Below are 16232 nucleotides of genomic sequence, written 5' to 3'. Positions count from 1 at the left end.
CCGCGATGGACCTCGACCTCGACGACATCCAGGCGGGCGCGCTGCACGAGCGGCCGTCGCCGTACGTCGGCACCTACCTCCTGCTGCGGGTGAACGACCGCCGGGACGGGCGCAAGCTCGTCCGGCGGCTCATCCCACTGCTGTCGCCGGCCGGCGCCGGCGGCGCGTGGCTGACCGTCGCCTTCACCTACCGCGGGCTCGAGGCGCTCGGTGTGCCGCCGGAATCGCTGGCCGGCTTCGCCCCCGAGTTCCGTGAGGGCATGGCGGCCCGCGCGGCGATCCTCGGCGACGTCGGCGAGAGCGGCCCGGAGAACTGGGAGCCGCCGCTGGGCGGCCCGGACGTGCACATCGCGCTGGCCACCCTGGCCCCCGACCAGGCGAGCCTGGACGAGGCGGTGGCGAAGGCCCGGCGGGCCCGGGAGGAGTTCCCGGGCGTCGAGGTGATCTGGCGGCAGGACTGCTACCAGCTGCCGACCGGGCGCACCTCGTTCGGCTTCAAGGACGGCATCGGGCAGCCGGCCGTCGAAGGTCTGGGGGAGCACCCGGGTGAGACGCCGATCAAGGCCGGCGAGTTCATCCTCGGCTACCCCGACGAGACCGGCGGTCAGGCGCCGATGCCGGTGCCGGAAGTGCTGGGCCGCAACGGCACGTACGTGGTCTTCCGCAAGCTGCACACTCGCGTCGCCGCCTATCGGCGCTATCTGCGCGACCGGGCCGCCGACCGGCGGGAGGAGGCGCTGCTCGGCGCGAAGATGGTCGGCCGCTGGCCCAGCGGGGCGCCGCTCACCCTGGCGCCGGACGGCGACGACCCGTCGCTCGGCGCGGATCCGAAGCGCAACAACGATTTCCGGTACGGCGACGACCTCCGTGGCCTCAAATGCCCGGCCGGGGCGCACGCCCGCCGGGCCAACCCCCGCGACGCCCTCGACCACGAAGGCGCCGTCGACGTCCGCCTGCACCGGATGATCCGCCGGGGCACCAGCTATGGGCCGCCGCTGCCGGACGGGGTGCTCGAGGACGACGGCGCCGACCGGGGCATCATCTTCGTCTTCGCCGGCGCCCACCCTCGCCGCCAGTTCGAGTTCGTCAAGACGCAGTGGCTCAACGACGGAATCTTCATCGGCGCGCCGCAGGAGAGCGACCCGCTCGTGGGCCGCGGCGGCGACTTCACCGTCCCACGGCAGCCGATCCGCCGGCGGCTGCGCGACCTGCCACCGTTCGTCGTCACCCGCGGCGGCGAATACTGCTTCGCCCCCAGCCTCAGCGCCCTGCGGTGGATCGCCGACCTCCGGGAGATGCCATGACCACCACCGACCGCTGGAAGTCCCTCGACTTCGGGCCGCCCGCCCCGGACGACGAGGACCCGGCCAAGTCCGTCCTGCTCGACCGTCTCTCCGGCGGCGCGATCGCCGTCATCACCCTCAACCGCCCCGGCGCCGACAACGCGATCAGCACCGAGATGGGCGCCCGGCTCACCGAGGTCCTCGAGACCATCGCGGTGGAGCCGTCGGTCCGCGTCGCGATCCTCACCGGCGCCGGCACGCGGGCCTTCTCGGTCGGCAGCGACCTGCGGCAGCGCCGGAGCATGACCAAGCAACAGTGGCTGCGCCAGCGCCAGGACTTCGACCGCACCCTCTACACGCTCCGGCAGCTCCGAAAGCCGATCTTCGCGGCGGTCAACGGCATCGCCTACGGCGGCGGCTCCGAGATCGCACAGAGCACCGACTTCATCATCGCCGCCGAGAACGCCACCTTCGGGCAGCCCGAGGCGATGATCGGGCTGTCGGCCGGCGGCGGATCGCCCGCGCTGCTGCCCCGGCTGCTGCCGCCCGGCCGCGCCCTGCAGATGCTCATGACCGGCGAGCCGATCACCGCCGCCGAGGCGTACCGGCTGGGCCTGGTCAACGAGCTCCATCCGCCGGGCGACCTGATGCCGGCCGCGACGCGCATCGCCGAGAAGATCGCGAGCAACTCGCCGACCGCGGTCCAGGCGGTCAAGCGGGCCGTACGGATGGGCGACGGCCAGCCGATCGAACAGGCCATCGCGATCATGATGGAGGCCCATTGGCGCTCGGCCGTGCACCCCGACCGGGCCGAGGGCATCGGCGCGTTCAACGACAACCGTGATCCGCACTTCCACGACGCCGACTACTGAGCCTCAGGAGCGCCGCCATGACGATCACCCGCAACCGTGCGTCCCTCACCATGATCAAGGACGAGCCGTTCAACGCCGAAGCGCCGCACTCCGGCCTGGCCGGCCACACGACGCCGACGGAGCTGCACTACGTACGCAGCAATTTCGCCCTGCCCGACCACGGCGGAACCCTCACGGTGGGCGGCGCGGTCGACCGCCCGCTGACCCTGACCGTGGACGACCTGCGGTCGCTGCCGGCCGTCACCCAGGCGGTCACCCTCGAATGCGCGGGCAACGGCCGGCTCGACATGCGCCCGCTGCCCACCGGGGAGCCGTGGGGCGGATACGCGGTGTCCACCGCCGTCTGGACCGGCGCCCGGCTGGCCGACGTGCTGTCACAAGCCGGCCCCCGCGCCGACGGTGTCGAGCTGCGGTGCCAGGGCGCCGACCACGGCAAATACCACCTGGCGTCGGTGCTGGAGCCGGCCGACGCCGACCTGAGCTTCGTCCGCTCGCTGGCGCTGCCGCACGCGAGCGACCCGGCCGCCGACATCCTCATCGCGTACGAGATGAACGGCGAGCCCCTCCAGCCCGACCACGGCGCCCCGTTCCGCCTGGTGGTGCCGCACTGGTACGCGGTGGCCTCGGTGAAGTGGCTCGAACGCCTGGACGTGATCACCGAACCGTTCACCGGCGAGTTCCAGACCGGCCACTACGTCTACCAGTGGCCCGACCGCCCGTCCGAGCCGGTGACGCTGATGCGCATCCGCGCCCGCATCACCGACCCGCAGCCGGGCGCCTTCATCCCGGCCGGCACGCACATGATCCACGGCAAGGCGTGGTCCGGGGCCGGGCCGATCACCGAGGTCGGACTGAGTTTCACCGGCGAGAGCGAGTGGGCCCCGGCCACGGTGGAACCCCCGCGCGGCCCGTACCAGTGGCAGGACTGGAGTTTCCGGTGGGAGGCCACCCCGGGCCGGCACAGCATCCGGGCCCGCGCCCGCGACGCCGCCGGCAACGTTCAGCCCGAGGTCCCACCATGGAACCGCCTGGGCTACGGAAACAACGCGGTCGAGCTCTCCTACGTCGAGGTTCGCTGACCTTAATGGGGCGCCGGGCGATCGGTCGAGCTGTTAAATTGCACGGCGATTGGCGTCGGCTCGGTCGGGACAACGGTGGTTCGCGTGACGGTTTTCGGCTGCCGGGTGTGCGGGGCCGCTCTGACGGTGCCGGTGTCCGAGGTGGCGCTTCCCGTGCACGCGCATCAGAAATACGGCAACGGCCCGGGGTCGCTCGAGCCGGCGCTGGAGTCGGGGACCTTCGCTGTGGATCCGCTGCCGTCCGGGCCGCCGTGGCGCCCGTGGGAGGAGCTCGGGACCGGTGAGGCGGAGGCCCTCGGCTGGTACGGGCGGCGGGTCAGAGTCTCCGTGGGGCCGCCCGGCCGGGTGCTGGTCGGGCCGGGGGATGTGCGCGGCAGCGTCATCGATCCGGCGCTGGTCGGCGAGTACGGATGTTGTGGTCTCGACGGTGTCGAGCCCAACACGGTCTGCGTCAGTTGCCGCACGCCGGTGGCCACCCGGATCGACGACTGTGGTCTGCGGCAGGCGATCTGGCTGTATCCGCCGGCGATCCGCGTGCTCGAGGGCGGTCCCGGACCGCACCCTGTGCTCGACTGGTCGGACCTGATGGATCAGCGGCCGGGCGTACCGCTGTCCGAACCGGACGGCGGCTGGAACCCGATGTGGGAGGCCGCCGTGGCCTCGGCGCTGGCGCATCTGCTGGCCGCCTCCGGCGGCGATCAGATCGTGATTGCGGATCAGCGGGTCGCCGAGGTCTTCCGGCCCATGCTGGACCGTCTTCTCGGGCCGCCCGGCGCCGGGCCGGAGCGCACGCTGGCCTTGGCCGGTCCCGGCCTTCCGCCCGCCGACGGCGACCTCGCCCTCGTGCCGGTACATCCACAGACCGGCCGGGTCTGGCCGGTGGCCCCGCCGGTGAGGGCGGTGCCCCTGGCCTGGGACGCCTGGCGCCACTTGGCTTTCCACCGCGAACCGGCCCCGGTCGGGCGGTCGGTGCCGATGCTGCCTGAGGCCCTGCCGGCACTGCTGCCCAGTCACCGCCTCATGCCGGATGGGCGGATCTTCCTCGACGTTCTGGCCCGGCTGCCCGAGGCCGGGCAGCCCTGGCTGAGGGCCATCTACGAGCGCGGCCGGCCCTACCACTACAGCTACTTCGTGTTCTGATGGCCGAAATGGACGAAACCTGGATCGAGCGGTGGCGCGATGACGTGTGCCGCGGCACTGATGCGGCCACCGCCGCGGAGATGGCCGGCCTGCACAGCGACGCCCTGCTGGCCTTCCACCGTGTCGTGGCCGAAGTGCGGCTGCCCGACGCCGGCATCGGCTACTGGATCCACCGCCCGCCGCTGCCGGGCGAGGACCCGGGCCATCCTCGGCGGCTGAGCGACGGGCGGCCGGTGGTCGTGTTCGGCAGCGACGGCGGTGGCGCGCTGTTCGCCCTGCCCGGCGGAGCGGACGGGCCCGTTCTCCGGTTGTCCGGCGGCGCCCTCCTCGGCGAGACGTACGACGCGGACTGCGCGGTCGAGGTGGCGGCGGATCTGCGGGCTTTCCTGACTTTCCTTCGCCGCGAGGCCATCGGTGGACCCTGATGCCGGCGCGGTGGCGCGTCCACCGGTTCCTCGGGGAGGCCGCCGACGACGCCCAGCTCACCGCCGCCTGCCGGCTCCTGGCCGAGCGGGGTGAGCTTCGGGAGGTCGTACCGGATCGCTGGTATGCGCTATGACGTGGGCTCGCCCGGCCTCCTTCGGGTGGAGGCCGGGCGAGGGGCGGAACGAAGAGGGGCTCAGGATTTCTTGTACGACTGGAGGAACAGCGCCTCGGCGTGGGCCAGGGCGGCTATCTCGGTCGGGTCGACACTCTCGTTGGGCGCGTGGATGAGGGCCTGCGGCTCCTCCACGCCCATCAGGATGATCTCCGCGCCGGGATAGGTGTCGGCGAAGACGTTGCACAGCGGGATGGAGCCGCCCTGGCCCAGGGTGGTCATGTCGCGGCCGAAGGCCTCCTTCATGGCGGCGGCCAGCGCCTGGTAGGCCGGGCCGCCCGTGTGGGCCTCGAAGGGCTGGCCCAGCGCCTCCTTTTCGACGTCGACCTGCACGCCCCACGGTGCCGCGGCGTGCAACTGGGCGATCAAAGCGTCCTGCGCTTTCACCGCGTCGGTGCCGGGTGGGACGCGCAGGTTGAGGCGGGCCCGGGCGTGCGGCTGGATGGCCGCGGCCGAGCCGACCACCGGTGGGGCGTCGATGCCCAGGACCGTCACGGCGGGGCGGGCCCAGATCATGTCCGACACCGTGCCGTCGCCCAGCAGCCCCACCCCGGGCAGCAGGCCCGAGTCGGAGCGGAACTGGTCGGTCGGGTAGGGCGCGCCGGTCCAGGTCTGTGAGTGGTCCAGTCCCGCGATCGTCGTGTTGCCCGATTTATCGCGTAAAGACGACAATATCTGTATCAGTCCCGCCAAGGCATCGGGCGCCGCGCCGCCGAACATTCCGGAGTGGAGCTCGCCCGAGAGGGTTTTCACAGTGACGACCACGTTGACGAGGCCTCGCAACGTGACAGTAGCGGCGGGTACTCCGACGGCCGCGTTTCCGGTGTCGCACACCAGGATCGCGTCGGCCGACAGCAATGACGGATGGCGAGCGACGAAGTCCTCGAGGCCGCCCGTGCCCTGCTCCTCGGAGCCTTCCACGATGAGCTTCAGATTCACCGGCAGGTCGGGGCCGAGGGCGCGCAACGCCGTCAGGTGCATGACGATGTTGCCCTTGCAGTCGGCCGCGCCCCGGCCGTACCAGCGCCCGCCCGACTCGGTCAGCTCGAACGGCGGTGTCCGCCAGGCGGCCTCGTCGAGCGGGGGCTGCACGTCGTAGTGGGCGTACAGGAGCACCGTCGGTGCGTTCGGGACGCTTGATGCCCGTACGCCATAAACAGCGCGACTCCCGTCCGACGTCTCCTTCAGCGCCAGGTCGGTGAAACCGACCTCGGCGAAGTTGTCCACCACCCACTGGGCCGCCCGCGCGCACTCCGACGCCGGATATTGCCGGGGGTCCGCGACCGAGCGGATGGACACCAGCTCGGCGAGGTCCGTGCGGGCCCGGCCCATCAAATCGTCGATCTGAGAACGCATCATGTCGCCGCCACGTCGTCGAGCTTGAGGTCGTCGATGACTTCCTGGAATTCCTCGATGTACTGCGGGCAGTAGACCTTGATGATGATCAGCTGGCCCTGGACCGCCTTGTTGTCGGCGATGACCGGCCGCTGCCCGGGCCCGGCGGCGCCGTTGGTGAGCAGGCCGTAGAGGGTGGCCCGCCGCAGCGCGTTGCCGGGGCTGTCGCAGACCGCGCCGCCGTCGTCGCCCAGGACCCGGACGATCTGATCGGTCGTGGGAACCCGCATACCGGCGGCCGACAGCTGCGATTGCAGCTCCTGGGCCTTCTCCTCGGCCTGCCGTGACTCGTGGGCGCTGCTGAAGGCGAACAGCGCCGTGCCGAAGAGCACGAGGAAGACGATGCCGAGCACGACGTAGGTCACGGTGTTGCTCTTGTGCTGGACCGAGACTTTCATGCGACTGCCTCCTCCGGGTCCGAGGCGGTTTCGGTCTTCCAGTGCGGCTTGCGGAAGCGGTAGAAGAGGTACGGCACGAGCAGGCCGAGCCCGAGCGCGCCACCGGCCACGATGGCCAGATAGGTGCCGACGCTGCCCGAGCCGAACTGCGAGGACGGGACGAAGCCGATGAGCAGGGCGGCCAGCGAGGCCGCGAAGCCGACGCCGCACAGGCCGGTCAGCATGGGCGCCTTGTAGCCGCGCGGGTGGTCGGGGTTGTTGCGGCGCAGCCGGACGGCGGCCACGAACATCAGCAGGTACATGATCAGGTAGACCTGCGTGGTGATCACCGAGAAGATCCAGTACACACTGGACACGTCCGGGATCAGGGCGTACGCCAGCGCGATGACCGTGGTGACCAGGCCCTGGGTGACCAGGATGTTCTGCTGCACGCCGTGCTTGTTGAGCTTCTGCAGGAACGGCGGCAGGTAGCCCTCCTGGCGCGAGATCAGCAGCAGGCCCTTGGACGGGCCGGCCAGCCAGGTCAGCATGCCGCCGAGCGAGGCGGCGACCAGCATGACGCCGAGGATCGGGGTCAGCCACTGCGAGTTGAACTCGGCGAAGACCGCGTCGAAGGCCTGCATGACGCCGGCCGTGAGCGAAAGCTGGTCGGCCGGGACGATCCAGCTGATCGCCAGCGCCGGCAGGATGAAGATGAGCAGCACGAGGCCCATGGCCAGGAACATCGCCCGGGGGAACTCGCGGCCGGGCTTGCGCAGCGAGGACACGTGCACAGCGTTCATCTCCATGCCCGAGTAGGACAGGAAGTTGTTGACGATGAGCACGAGGCTGGACAGGCCGGCCCAGGCCGGGAGCAGGTTGTCGGCGGTCATCGGGGCGGCCGACTCGTTGCCCTGCCCGAGGAACGCGACGCCCAGGATCACCAGCAGGACACCCGGGATCAGCGTGCCGATGACCAGGCCGGCGCTGGCCAGCCCGGCCACGCCGCTGGTGCCGCGCGACGAGACCCAGACACCGGTCCAGTAGCAGACCATGATGACGATCGCGGTCCAGATGCCGCTGGACGCCAGGTCCGGGTTGATGACGTACGCCAGGGTGCTGGCGACGAAGCCCAGCAGGCTCGGGTAGTAGAAGATGGTCATCGCGAACTGGCACCAGACGGCCAGGAAGCCCATCGGCTTCGAGATACCTTCGCTGACCCACTTGTAGACCCCACCGGTCCAGCCGGAGGCGAGTTCCGCCGAGACCAGTGCGGTCGGCAGCAGGAACACGATGGCCGGAAGCAGGTAGAGGAAGATGCTGGCCAGTCCGTAGACCGCCATGGTCGGTGCCGGCCTCAGGCTCGCCACCGAACTCGTCGTCATCAGGGCAAGTGCGACCCAGGAGATGTATCTGACCGCCTGCTGGGTTTTCGCGGCCCTGTCGCCCGTGTTGGCGGGCACATCCGTCGCGCTCATGCTCGGATCATCGGTGGCGCTGGATGCGACGCACCTCACCCTTTCCGAGTGAGTGTCGCTCCCACGAGCATGCCGACGGCGATCGCGACGAGCAGGCCCACCATGTCGGCCACGCCGCCCACGCCCTGGATCGGATTGCCGCCGATCCAGCTCTCCAGCCCGCGCAGGCCATGCGATCCGGGGGTCAGGACGTAAAAGGCGCCGAGATAGAGGACGTACGCCGGGGGAACGCCCCGCCGCCGGCCGAGCCGCAGCGCGACGATCGTCATCACCACCGCGCCGAAGAACGTGCCGAACGGGTCGCCCAGCGCCCGAGTCGCCAGCTCGGCCGCCGCGGCCGTCAAAAGGATGAGGCCGAGTGCCCACGGGAAGTCGCGTGGCGCCATCTGGAAGACGAACATCACCCCGAGCGCGAACAGCACCCATCCGCCCCACACCTCGAACGGGCCGAGGTTGCCGGGCACGGTCACGTCGAACAGCACGCTGGGTGGCATCTGCAGCAGGACGGTGGCGACCAGCGCGCCGAAGGCCAGCACGAGCAGCACTACGGTGCTGTAGATGAGGCGGGCGGCGCCGGCGGTCATACGGTTCATGGCGAGTTCGAGGGCGCCGGCGCTGATCGCGTCGCCGGGGATGAAGTAGAAGAGCGCGGGGACGATGAGCTGGATCGGCCCGCCGTCGAGCACCCCGTTGTCGTACAGCAGAAGCACCACGCCCGTGACGAGCACGGACGCGATGAAGGGCTGGGCCAGGCGCATCCGTCCCGAGACGACGAGGCCACCCACGAGCAGGCCGGTGAGCGCCGAGACGCCGACCTGTTGCCAGGTCGCCTGCACCGAGATGCCGAAGCCGACGCTGAAGAGCACGAGCCCGAGCACTTGCCAGGCCTTGTTCCAGCGGGGAGGCATGGCGGCGATTTGCCGCAATTGTTCCGCTGCCGCTTTTTCGGACAGATCGGGCAGGTCTTGGAGAAGCCTCTTGAAAGCGGTGACCTGATTCAGCGGCGGAACACCAGGTTCCCGGCTGTACGAGTACGCGCGCCCCTCGACCGTGAGCAGCGCCGAATCGGCCAGGAAGGTGACCTCTGCGCAGTAGCCGTAGCGCTTCGCGACGTCGTACACAATCCGCTCGTTGCGCTCTGTGCCCTCGAAGCTGCCGCGCAGCAGCCACTCGACCAGCGGCCCGAGGATCTCCATCGGCCGAAGCTAACCGTGCGCGGTGCGAAACGGATTCATCCGGAACGAAGGATCCCGGCGTACGGAGGCGGCAGCGACCCTGATCGCATGACGGTGACAACGAGCCGGGCCGCGGGCACCGGTGTGCTCCTCGCGGCGTGCGTCTCCGCGCTGGTGGTGAACGCCAACACGTCCGCGGTCACGATCCTGCTCCCGGCGATCAGCCAGGACGTCGGCGCCTCGGTCGACCTTCTGCAATGGGCGGTGACCGGCTACATGCTGGTCGGGGCGGCGGTCATCGTCACCTCGGGCGCGCTCGGCGACGTCTTCGGCCGCCGCAAGATCTTCCTCGGCGGCCTCGTCCTGTTCGTCGCCTCCTGCGCGCTGATCGCGCTGTCGCAGAACGCGGCCGGCGTGATCGCCGGGCGGATGATCCAGGGCGCGGCCGGGTCGACCATCCTCGCCTGCGGGATGAGCCTGCTGTCGGTCGCCTCGTCCGGGGCGGCCCAGATGAAGGCCATCACCATGTGGGGAGCGGCCTCGGCCATCGGCGCCGCCATCGGGCCGCTCATCGGCGGCGTCCTGGTCGGCTCGACCGGATGGCAGGGGCTGTTCTGGATCGACGCGGCGATCGCCGCCGGCTGCATCCCGCTGACCCTCGCGGCCGTACAGGAATCGCGCGACGAACATCGCAGCAAGTCCATCGACATCCTCGGCACCGTGCTCGTCGCCGTGCTGCTGGTCCCGCTGGTGCTGGCGCTCAGCGAGAGCGGCAGCTGGGGCTGGCTCTCCGTGCCGACCATCTCCTGCCTGGTCATCGCAGTCCTCGGCGGCGTCGGCTTCGTGGCCGTCGAGAAACGCGCCGCGGCCCCGCTGGTCGACCTCAAGCTGCTGCGCAACCCGGTGCTGGTCGGCTCGACCATCGCCATCCTGCTCGTGGCCGGCGTCATCAACGCCCTGATGTACCTGCTCTCGCTCTACTTCCAGGACCCGGCCGGGTTCGGCATGACCGCGCTCGAGGCCGGTCTGGCGACGCTGCCCGCCGCCGCCGCGATGATCGCGGTGACGCCGCTGATCACCCCGCTGGCGGTCAAGCTGGGCGGGCGGGTCGCGGTGGCCGGTGGCTTCCTGCTGGCCACGATCGGGGCCGGGGCGCTGATCTTTGTGACGGCTGATTGGTCGTACGCGGCCTTCGTCGTTCCGTTGATCGTCCTTGCCGTCGGTCTCGGCTTCGCCAACGGGCCCGCCTCGTCGGCGTCCACCTCGTCGGTCGACGCCTCGCAGGTCGGGCAGGCCTCCGGCATCTCCAACATGGCCCGCTACGTGGGTGGATCGCTGGCCGTGGCGGCCGCCGCGACCGTCTCCGCCGCCGCCACCGAGAACCATCAGGGCGAACCCGCCGCGGACGCGCTGGCCGCCGGGCTCAGCGCCGCCTCGCTGTTCCTGGCCATCATGTCGGCGGCCGGCATCGCCCTCGTGGTCCTGCTGCGCCGGCACCGCTCCGAGCCCGCGCACGCCGTCCACCTCGCCGCGGCCGCCGCCGCGTCGAGCCACACGATCCCGACCAAGCCCCTGGAAGGTGCATCGGCATGACTGCGAAAGACTTCGCCCGCCGCATGGAGGCCGCGGTGGCGCAGGCGGCCTCGGCCGGCCTGACCGGGCTGCTGGTCACGCCCGGCCCCGACCTCGCCTACTTCACCGGCTACAAGCCGACCGCGATCACCGAGCGGCTCACGCTGCTGATCCTCGACGGCGACCACGACCCGCACCTGATCGTGCCGACGCTGGAACGCCCGGACGCGGCCGCGGCGCCCGGATATTCGGTGGTGGAGACGACGGACTGGGCCGACGGCACCGATCCGTACGAGCCGGTCTCCCGCCTGCTCGACCCGGCCGGCCACTACGCGATCTCCGACAACGCCTGGGCCATGCACCTGCTCGGCCTGCAGGCGGCGCTGCCGCAGTCCCGGTACACGTCGATGACGGCGTCGCTGCCGATGCTGCGGGCGGTCAAGGGGCCCGACGAGGTGGCCCTGCTGGAGGCGGCGGGGGCGGCGGCTGACGCCGCGTACGAGCAAATTAAGGGTGTACGTTTCGCCGGCCGCACGGAAACACAGGTCGGCAACGACCTCGCGGGCTTCCTGCGCGAGCACGGGCACTCCCAGGTCGACTTCACGGTGGTCGGCTCGGGGCCCAACGGCGCCAACCCGCACCACGAGATGGGCGACCGGGTCATCGAAGAGGGCGACATGGTGGTGCTCGACTTCGGCGGCCTGAAGGACGGATACGGCTCCGACACGACCCGTACCGTCCATGTCGGCCCGCCGACCCCGCTCGAGCGGGACATCTTCGACATCGTCCGGGCGGCGCAGCAGGCGGCGTTCGAGGCGGTCCAGCCCGGCGTGCCCTGCCAGGAGATCGACCGGGTCGCCCGCAAGGTCATCACGGACGCGGGCTACGGCGAGAACTTCATCCACCGGGTGGGTCACGGGATCGGGCTGACCACCCACGAGCCGCCGTACATGGTGGAGGGCGAGACCCGGCCGATGGTGCCCGGCATGTGCTTCTCGATCGAGCCCGGCATCTATCTGCCGGACCGCTTCGGCGTCCGCATCGAGGACATCGTCACGGTCACCGAGAACGCGGGCCGCCGGCTGAACAACACCAGCCACGACCTGCACATCGTCGCCTGAGGTGATGATGACCTCGATGCGCTTCCGCGTTGCGGCCGTGGCGGCGGCCGCCACGCTGCTGAGCCTGGCCGCTTGTAGCGGGGACGGCGACGGCGGAGTGGCGCTGCCCTCCACCCGCCCGTCGGTGGAGATCTCCCTCGACCGGCCGCAAGCGACCGGCGAGCCCACCGGCGACGCCGAGCCGACACGGACCCGTACCACCGAAGCTACCCGGACCACCGAAGCCACTCGTACCCAGCAACCCGAACCGACCCGTACGACCGAACCCGAACCGACCCGGACCACCGAACCCGAACCGACCCGGACCACCGAAGCCACCCGCACGCAGGAGCCGGAACCGACCCGGACCACCGAACCGGAGCCGACCCGCACGACGACCGCGGCCGAACAGACCACCAAGGCTCCCGCCCCGGCGACCACCTCGTCCTCCGCTGTCGCGGCCGCTCCCGCCTCGGACGACAGCGACTCCGGCAGCCTGCTCGCCTGGTTCCTGCTCTTCCTGGTCGTGGGCGGCGTGATCGCCGCGGTCCTGATAGTCCGAACCCGCAAGAAGGACTCCTGGGACACCGAACTCGACGGCCTGACCGCCGACACCAGAGCGCTGCTCGACCGGGCCATCCCGCGCGTGCTGGAGACGACCACGTTCGCCGAGCGCCGCCTGGCCTGGCCCCCGGTCCGCGACGACCTGATCGCCCTGATCACCCGCTGGGAGGGCCTGTCGGCCCGAGCCGGCGACGACAGCCGCCAGGCCACCGCGGGCCAGGTCGCGGTCCTGCTGAGAGACCTGATAGCCACCATCGACGACGAGAGCGACGCCCAGGCCGCCGCCCGCGACTGGCGCCTGCTGCGCCCCCAGGTCTACGCGGTCCTCGACGCCCTGAACGCCGAACTGGCCCCACCGCCGCCCCCGGATCCGAACGCCGCCCCCGGCACCCCGCCGCCACCACCCGGCTACGGCCCCGGCGCGCCACAGCCCGGCTACGGCCCACCCGGTCCCGGTGCCCCTCCACCCGGCCCACCCGGACCCGGTGCCCCTCCACCCGGCGCACCTCCACCCGGTGCCGGCGGCTATCCCGGCTACGGCACGCCCTCGCCCGGCAGCGGTCCCGGCTCCGCTCCGCCTCCGCCCGGCCATGGTCCCGGGCCAGGCACGCCGCCGACCGCCCCCGGATCTGCTCCTGGCACGCCGCCGGCCACCTCCGGATCTGCTCCTGACACGCCGCCGGCCGGACCGGACCCGGGCCCGCCGCCGCGGTCGGGGACGGGGCGGGAGCCCGGACCTTGGGACGGGCCACCCCCGTCGGGCCGTCGTCCCGGACCGGAGCCGTCACCCACCTGACCCTGACACCCGTCGACCGGCGCCGATTTCGTGTGCGGCGAGCGCTGAGTTCTCCTGTCCTCGACGGTCTGAGCTTCGAGTGCGGGCCGCCGGCCGGGCGGCCCGCGGGCGAAGGAGCTTGACCATGACCGGCGACGGGATCCGCTACAACGACCGGGCCGAGCTCGAGCGTGCCGAGGTCGTCGAGGGCAAAGGCGTGACCCACCCGCGATACCACGTGCACTACCGCTGACGCCGGTCGGTCCGCCCCGCTGAGTTTGACAGTGGGGCGGACGATCATGGGGTGACTTCCTTCGGCGTGTGCCCGAACTGCGGCCAGGACGACATCATCCGGATCCCGTCCGACAGGTTCTCCGGCCAGGCCGTCAGTGGGGTGGCGGTCAGCGCGTTGCGCCTCGTCCTGTTCGCTCGCCTGATCTGCCTCACCTGCGGGTTCGTGCGTGAATGGGTCGACGATCGCAAGGACCTCGACCTGCTGCGGAAGAAGTTCGGGCGTCAGCAGTAGCTGTCGAGGGTGTTCTGCAGGGCGGTCTTCTCGGCCGACTGCAGGGTGAGGTCCCAGTAGTACTTCACGCCGATCCACATGCGGGCGTACGTGCAGCGGTACGCCGTGCGGGACGGCAGCCACGTGGACGGGTCCTGGTCGCCCTTGGACTGGTTGACGTTGTCGGTGACCGCGATCAGTTGCGGGCGGGTCAGGTCGTTGGCGAAGGACTGGCGCTTGGCGGTGGTCCACGAACTGGCGCCGGAGCGCCACGCCTCGGCCAGCGGGACGACGTGGTCGATGTCGACGTCGGCGGCGGCGGTCCAGGTGGCGCCGTCGTACGGGGAGTACCAGCTGCCCGAGGTGGCGGCGCAGGCCGAGCTGGTGACGACGCTGGAGCCGTCGCGCTTCAGGACCGTCTCGCGGGTGTTGCAGGTACCGCTGATCGTGATCCAGTGCGGGAACAGGTCGCGGGAATATCCGCTGGTGGAGCCCTGCGTGGCGACCGTCAGGGCGTTCAGCTGGGACTGGGCCGTGGTGGCCGAGGGGATGTTCGGCGGGGTGGCCGCGGCCGGGCCGGCGGCGGCGACGGTGAAGGCGACGGCGAGGGTGACGAGCAGGGCGAGGCGGCGCTTCATCTTCAGCTCCCGGGGGACAGGGGATCGATGACGATCAGTCTCGACCCCGGGAGTGAACGTGTGGAGATCCCGTCAGTGTCCTACGTCTGAATGAATGCCGCGGATCCTGCGGCCGAGCCGGCCCGGGTCGGTGGCGATCACCTGGCCGGCGGAGGCCGTGATCAGGTAGGCGAAGGAGATGACGTACAGCCAGCCGATGTAGGTGAAAGCCACGCCGATCGTGCCGAAGCGGGCGGCGCTGACATCCAGGGCGTGCGGCAGGTAGAACGCGCCCACCGGGCGCAGCACCAGCATGACGACTCCGAACAGCAGCGCGCCGGGCGCGAGCAGCCGGGCCGGGATCTGCCGCGCGGTCAGGATCCACGGCACGAACAGGGCGCCGCCGAAGTCCGCGGCCAGGGTCACCAGGGCCACCGTCACCCACGGCGCCGGCGCCTCCAGCGCGGCCCGTTCCAGCAACCGGATGGCCACCACGCTGAACGCGAGAACCAGGACCGCCACCATCCACCGCCAGGCGTGACGGGGGTTGCTGCGCGGGCGGGGCAGGCCCCAGATGGTCGCGTAGACGCGGGTGAACGCGCGGGCCAGGCTGGTCGTCGACACCAGCACGATGAGCGCGCCGATCACGCCGAACGCGTTGACGCTGCTGCCCGAGATGGCCTCGTTCAGCACCTTCGCGACCTCGTCGGGCACCTTCACGACCTCGGCCAGCTTCTCGTCGAAGGTCCGGCCCAGCAGCACCGCCATCATGATCAGCAGCGGGAAGATGGACGTGAAGAGCTGCGCGGCCAGCGTCATGGCGCGATCGAAGATCTCGAGCCGGACGATGGCCGCGAGGGTGCCGAGGCCGACCCGGCCGGGCCAGCGGGTGGACGCCCACGACCACAGGGCTTCCGCCCAGCGCGGCGCGCTGAGCACCGGCCGGGTCGTCACCGTCAGCGGCTGTCGGTGCTCACCGGGGCGAGCGGCGTGGCCGTGGCGGCCTCGGCCGCCGGCTCCGACTCGGCCCGGTTCTTGCGGCGGCCGATCACCACGGCGGCCACGCCGGCCGCGGCCACACCGGCCGCGGCGAGGATGGCGGGCCGGCGCGACTTCGCCTTGCTCTTCTTCCGAGACTTCGTCATGGCTGAATCCTCCGATTCCGTACGGCCGAATTGCCTCACCCGCAGAGGATGGGACGCCTTCAGTCAGGTCTAGGGCGGCGGTGGGGTGGTCGGACGGGGCGTTACTCGTCGTAGCTCTCGTCGTAGTCCCGGCGCACCTCTTTGCCGTGTGCCGTGATCGCGTAGATCGTGATCATGTTGAACGAGATGATCAGCAGGGAGTACACCGGAAACGCGGCGAGGAAGGCCAGGTTGGTCAGGGAGCTCAGGAACGCCAGCACGACGGCGAAGATCCGTCCCCAGCTCGCGCCGGCCAGCAGGCCGAGGCCCACGACGATCTGGACGGCACCGATGATCAGATGCGTCCAGCCCCAGGCCGTCCAGCTCGTGGCGACCAGCAGCCGGGACTCGTCGATGGCGAACAGCTCGTGCCGGAACAGGGCGATGATCCCGAGCGTCACCTGCAGAATGCCGACGATGCCGAGCAGCACCGCGGCGAATACGACCCAGCCCGCCCACGCGGTGACCCGGGTCGGCTCATTCTGTACGGACATGGCCATCAGGGTGAGCCGCCGGGG

18 protein-coding genes are annotated in these 16232 nt (G+C 71.0%); 10 read left to right on the top strand and 8 right to left on the bottom strand.

Annotation, left to right across the window (positions count from 1 at the left end; genetic code table 11):
* Positions 1 to 5 precede the first annotated feature (5 nt).
* The 6 genes from CRP55_RS27390 (at position 6) to CRP55_RS55740 (ending at position 4933) form a co-directional block, all read left to right on the top strand.
* Positions 6 to 1304, top strand: a complete 1299-nt coding sequence (locus CRP55_RS27390; RefSeq protein WP_097323006.1) for a Dyp-type peroxidase — start codon at positions 6 to 8, stop codon at positions 1302 to 1304.
* Complete coding sequence (locus CRP55_RS27385; RefSeq protein WP_097323005.1) at positions 1301 to 2155, top strand: enoyl-CoA hydratase/isomerase family protein; 855 nt, start codon at positions 1301 to 1303, stop codon at positions 2153 to 2155. The genes CRP55_RS27390 and CRP55_RS27385 overlap by 4 nt, the downstream gene beginning before the upstream one ends.
* 17 nt (positions 2156 to 2172) lie before the next feature.
* Entirely contained in the window at positions 2173 to 3234 is a 1062-nt protein-coding gene (locus tag CRP55_RS27380) for a sulfite oxidase (protein ID WP_097323004.1), read from the top strand.
* Positions 3235 to 3318: 84 nt separating this feature from the next.
* On the top strand, positions 3319 to 4374 hold the full coding sequence (locus CRP55_RS27375; protein WP_097323003.1) for a hypothetical protein: 1056 nt from the start codon (positions 3319 to 3321) through the stop codon (positions 4372 to 4374).
* 8 nt (positions 4375 to 4382) lie between these two features.
* Positions 4383 to 4799 (top strand): hypothetical protein, encoded by a 417-nt coding sequence (locus CRP55_RS27370; protein ID WP_097323002.1) that lies wholly within the window; start codon positions 4383 to 4385, stop codon positions 4797 to 4799.
* The gene (locus CRP55_RS55740) at positions 4799 to 4933 is read left to right on the top strand and encodes a hypothetical protein (protein WP_281260814.1); all 135 of its coding nucleotides are present in this window, start codon (positions 4799 to 4801) and stop codon (positions 4931 to 4933) included. Before CRP55_RS27370 ends, CRP55_RS55740 begins: the two co-directional genes overlap by 1 nt.
* Positions 4934 to 4993: 60 nt before the next feature.
* Here CRP55_RS55740 and CRP55_RS27365 read toward each other — a convergent pair whose 3' ends face one another.
* From CRP55_RS27365 to CRP55_RS27350, 4 genes are read right to left on the bottom strand one after another with little or no spacing between them, the layout of a single operon-like run.
* Positions 4994 to 6331: a dipeptidase gene (locus tag CRP55_RS27365; RefSeq protein ID WP_097323001.1), complete on the bottom strand. Its 1338-nt coding sequence runs from the start codon at positions 6329 to 6331 to the stop codon at positions 4994 to 4996.
* Complete coding sequence (locus CRP55_RS27360) at positions 6328 to 6765, bottom strand: hypothetical protein (RefSeq protein ID WP_097323000.1); 438 nt, start codon at positions 6763 to 6765, stop codon at positions 6328 to 6330. The genes CRP55_RS27365 and CRP55_RS27360 overlap by 4 nt, the downstream gene beginning before the upstream one ends.
* Positions 6762 to 8222, bottom strand: a complete 1461-nt coding sequence (gene gadC / locus CRP55_RS27355; RefSeq protein WP_097322999.1) for a glutamate/gamma-aminobutyrate antiporter GadC — start codon at positions 8220 to 8222, stop codon at positions 6762 to 6764. The genes CRP55_RS27360 and gadC overlap by 4 nt, the downstream gene beginning before the upstream one ends.
* 35 nt (positions 8223 to 8257) lie before the next feature.
* Positions 8258 to 9418 (bottom strand): threonine/serine exporter family protein, encoded by a 1161-nt coding sequence (locus tag CRP55_RS27350; RefSeq protein WP_097322998.1) that lies wholly within the window; start codon positions 9416 to 9418, stop codon positions 8258 to 8260.
* An 87-nt stretch (positions 9419 to 9505) separates the two neighbouring features.
* On the opposite strand from CRP55_RS27350, the gene CRP55_RS27345 reads away from it, so the two are divergent.
* The 4 genes from CRP55_RS27345 to CRP55_RS27330 all read left to right on the top strand — a co-directional run bounded on the left by CRP55_RS27345 (position 9506) and on the right by CRP55_RS27330 (position 13934).
* Complete coding sequence (locus tag CRP55_RS27345; RefSeq protein WP_097322997.1) at positions 9506 to 10990, top strand: MFS transporter; 1485 nt, start codon at positions 9506 to 9508, stop codon at positions 10988 to 10990.
* Positions 10987 to 12090, top strand: coding sequence for an aminopeptidase P family protein (locus tag CRP55_RS27340; protein ID WP_097322996.1), 1104 nt, complete (start codon positions 10987 to 10989; stop codon positions 12088 to 12090). The genes CRP55_RS27345 and CRP55_RS27340 overlap by 4 nt, the downstream gene beginning before the upstream one ends.
* A gap of 16 nt (positions 12091 to 12106) precedes the next feature.
* On the top strand, positions 12107 to 13429 hold the full coding sequence (locus CRP55_RS53255) for a hypothetical protein (protein WP_179855350.1): 1323 nt from the start codon (positions 12107 to 12109) through the stop codon (positions 13427 to 13429).
* Positions 13430 to 13712: 283 nt separating this feature from the next.
* Complete coding sequence (locus CRP55_RS27330) at positions 13713 to 13934, top strand: hypothetical protein (RefSeq protein ID WP_097322995.1); 222 nt, start codon at positions 13713 to 13715, stop codon at positions 13932 to 13934.
* Here CRP55_RS27330 and CRP55_RS27325 read toward each other — a convergent pair.
* The 4 genes from CRP55_RS27325 to CRP55_RS27310 all read right to left on the bottom strand — a co-directional run bounded on the left by CRP55_RS27325 (position 13925) and on the right by CRP55_RS27310 (position 16208).
* Entirely contained in the window at positions 13925 to 14551 is a 627-nt protein-coding gene (locus CRP55_RS27325) for an HNH endonuclease family protein (RefSeq protein WP_097322994.1), read from the bottom strand. The genes CRP55_RS27330 and CRP55_RS27325 overlap by 10 nt on opposite strands.
* Positions 14552 to 14623: 72 nt before the next feature.
* Positions 14624 to 15484, bottom strand: a complete 861-nt coding sequence (locus CRP55_RS27320; RefSeq protein ID WP_097322993.1) for a YhjD/YihY/BrkB family envelope integrity protein — start codon at positions 15482 to 15484, stop codon at positions 14624 to 14626.
* A 2-nt stretch (positions 15485 to 15486) separates the two neighbouring features.
* Positions 15487 to 15675: a hypothetical protein gene (locus CRP55_RS27315; protein WP_097322992.1), complete on the bottom strand. Its 189-nt coding sequence runs from the start codon at positions 15673 to 15675 to the stop codon at positions 15487 to 15489.
* Positions 15676 to 15776: 101 nt separating this feature from the next.
* The gene (locus CRP55_RS27310) at positions 15777 to 16208 is read right to left on the bottom strand and encodes a DUF7144 family membrane protein (protein ID WP_143234904.1); all 432 of its coding nucleotides are present in this window, start codon (positions 16206 to 16208) and stop codon (positions 15777 to 15779) included.
* Positions 16209 to 16232 lie beyond the last annotated feature (24 nt).

It is taken from the genome of Paractinoplanes atraurantiacus (genome assembly GCF_900215205.1).
Classification (GTDB): domain Bacteria; phylum Actinomycetota; class Actinomycetes; order Mycobacteriales; family Micromonosporaceae; genus Actinoplanes; species Actinoplanes atraurantiacus.
The sequence above is the reverse complement of the archived record's forward strand: the minus strand, read 5'-3'. Positions and strand labels throughout refer to the sequence as shown.

Bases quoted from the DNA above. Each gene is read 5' to 3' on its own strand.
- CRP55_RS27390 (WP_097323006.1), top strand. From the start codon at position 6: ATGGACCTCGACCTCGACGACATCCAGGCGGGCGCGCTGCACGAGCGG.
- CRP55_RS27385 (WP_097323005.1), top strand. From the start codon at position 1,301: ATGACCACCACCGACCGCTGGAAGTCCCTCGACTTCGGGCCGCCCGCC.
- CRP55_RS27380 (WP_097323004.1), top strand. From the start codon at position 2,173: ATGACGATCACCCGCAACCGTGCGTCCCTCACCATGATCAAGGACGAG.
- CRP55_RS27370 (WP_097323002.1), top strand. From the start codon at position 4,383: ATGGACGAAACCTGGATCGAGCGGTGGCGCGATGACGTGTGCCGCGGC.
- CRP55_RS55740 (WP_281260814.1), top strand. From the start codon at position 4,799: ATGCCGGCGCGGTGGCGCGTCCACCGGTTCCTCGGGGAGGCCGCCGAC.
- CRP55_RS27365 (WP_097323001.1), bottom strand. From the start codon at position 6,331: ATGATGCGTTCTCAGATCGACGATTTGATGGGCCGGGCCCGCACGGAC.
- CRP55_RS27360 (WP_097323000.1), bottom strand. From the start codon at position 6,765: ATGAAAGTCTCGGTCCAGCACAAGAGCAACACCGTGACCTACGTCGTG.
- gadC (WP_097322999.1), bottom strand. From the start codon at position 8,222: ATGAGCGCGACGGATGTGCCCGCCAACACGGGCGACAGGGCCGCGAAA.
- CRP55_RS27350 (WP_097322998.1), bottom strand. From the start codon at position 9,418: ATGGAGATCCTCGGGCCGCTGGTCGAGTGGCTGCTGCGCGGCAGCTTC.
- CRP55_RS27345 (WP_097322997.1), top strand. From the start codon at position 9,506: ATGACGGTGACAACGAGCCGGGCCGCGGGCACCGGTGTGCTCCTCGCG.
- CRP55_RS27340 (WP_097322996.1), top strand. From the start codon at position 10,987: ATGACTGCGAAAGACTTCGCCCGCCGCATGGAGGCCGCGGTGGCGCAG.
- CRP55_RS53255 (WP_179855350.1), top strand. From the start codon at position 12,107: ATGCGCTTCCGCGTTGCGGCCGTGGCGGCGGCCGCCACGCTGCTGAGC.
- CRP55_RS27325 (WP_097322994.1), bottom strand. From the start codon at position 14,551: ATGAAGCGCCGCCTCGCCCTGCTCGTCACCCTCGCCGTCGCCTTCACC.
- CRP55_RS27315 (WP_097322992.1), bottom strand. From the start codon at position 15,675: ATGACGAAGTCTCGGAAGAAGAGCAAGGCGAAGTCGCGCCGGCCCGCC.
- CRP55_RS27310 (WP_143234904.1), bottom strand. From the start codon at position 16,208: ATGTCCGTACAGAATGAGCCGACCCGGGTCACCGCGTGGGCGGGCTGG.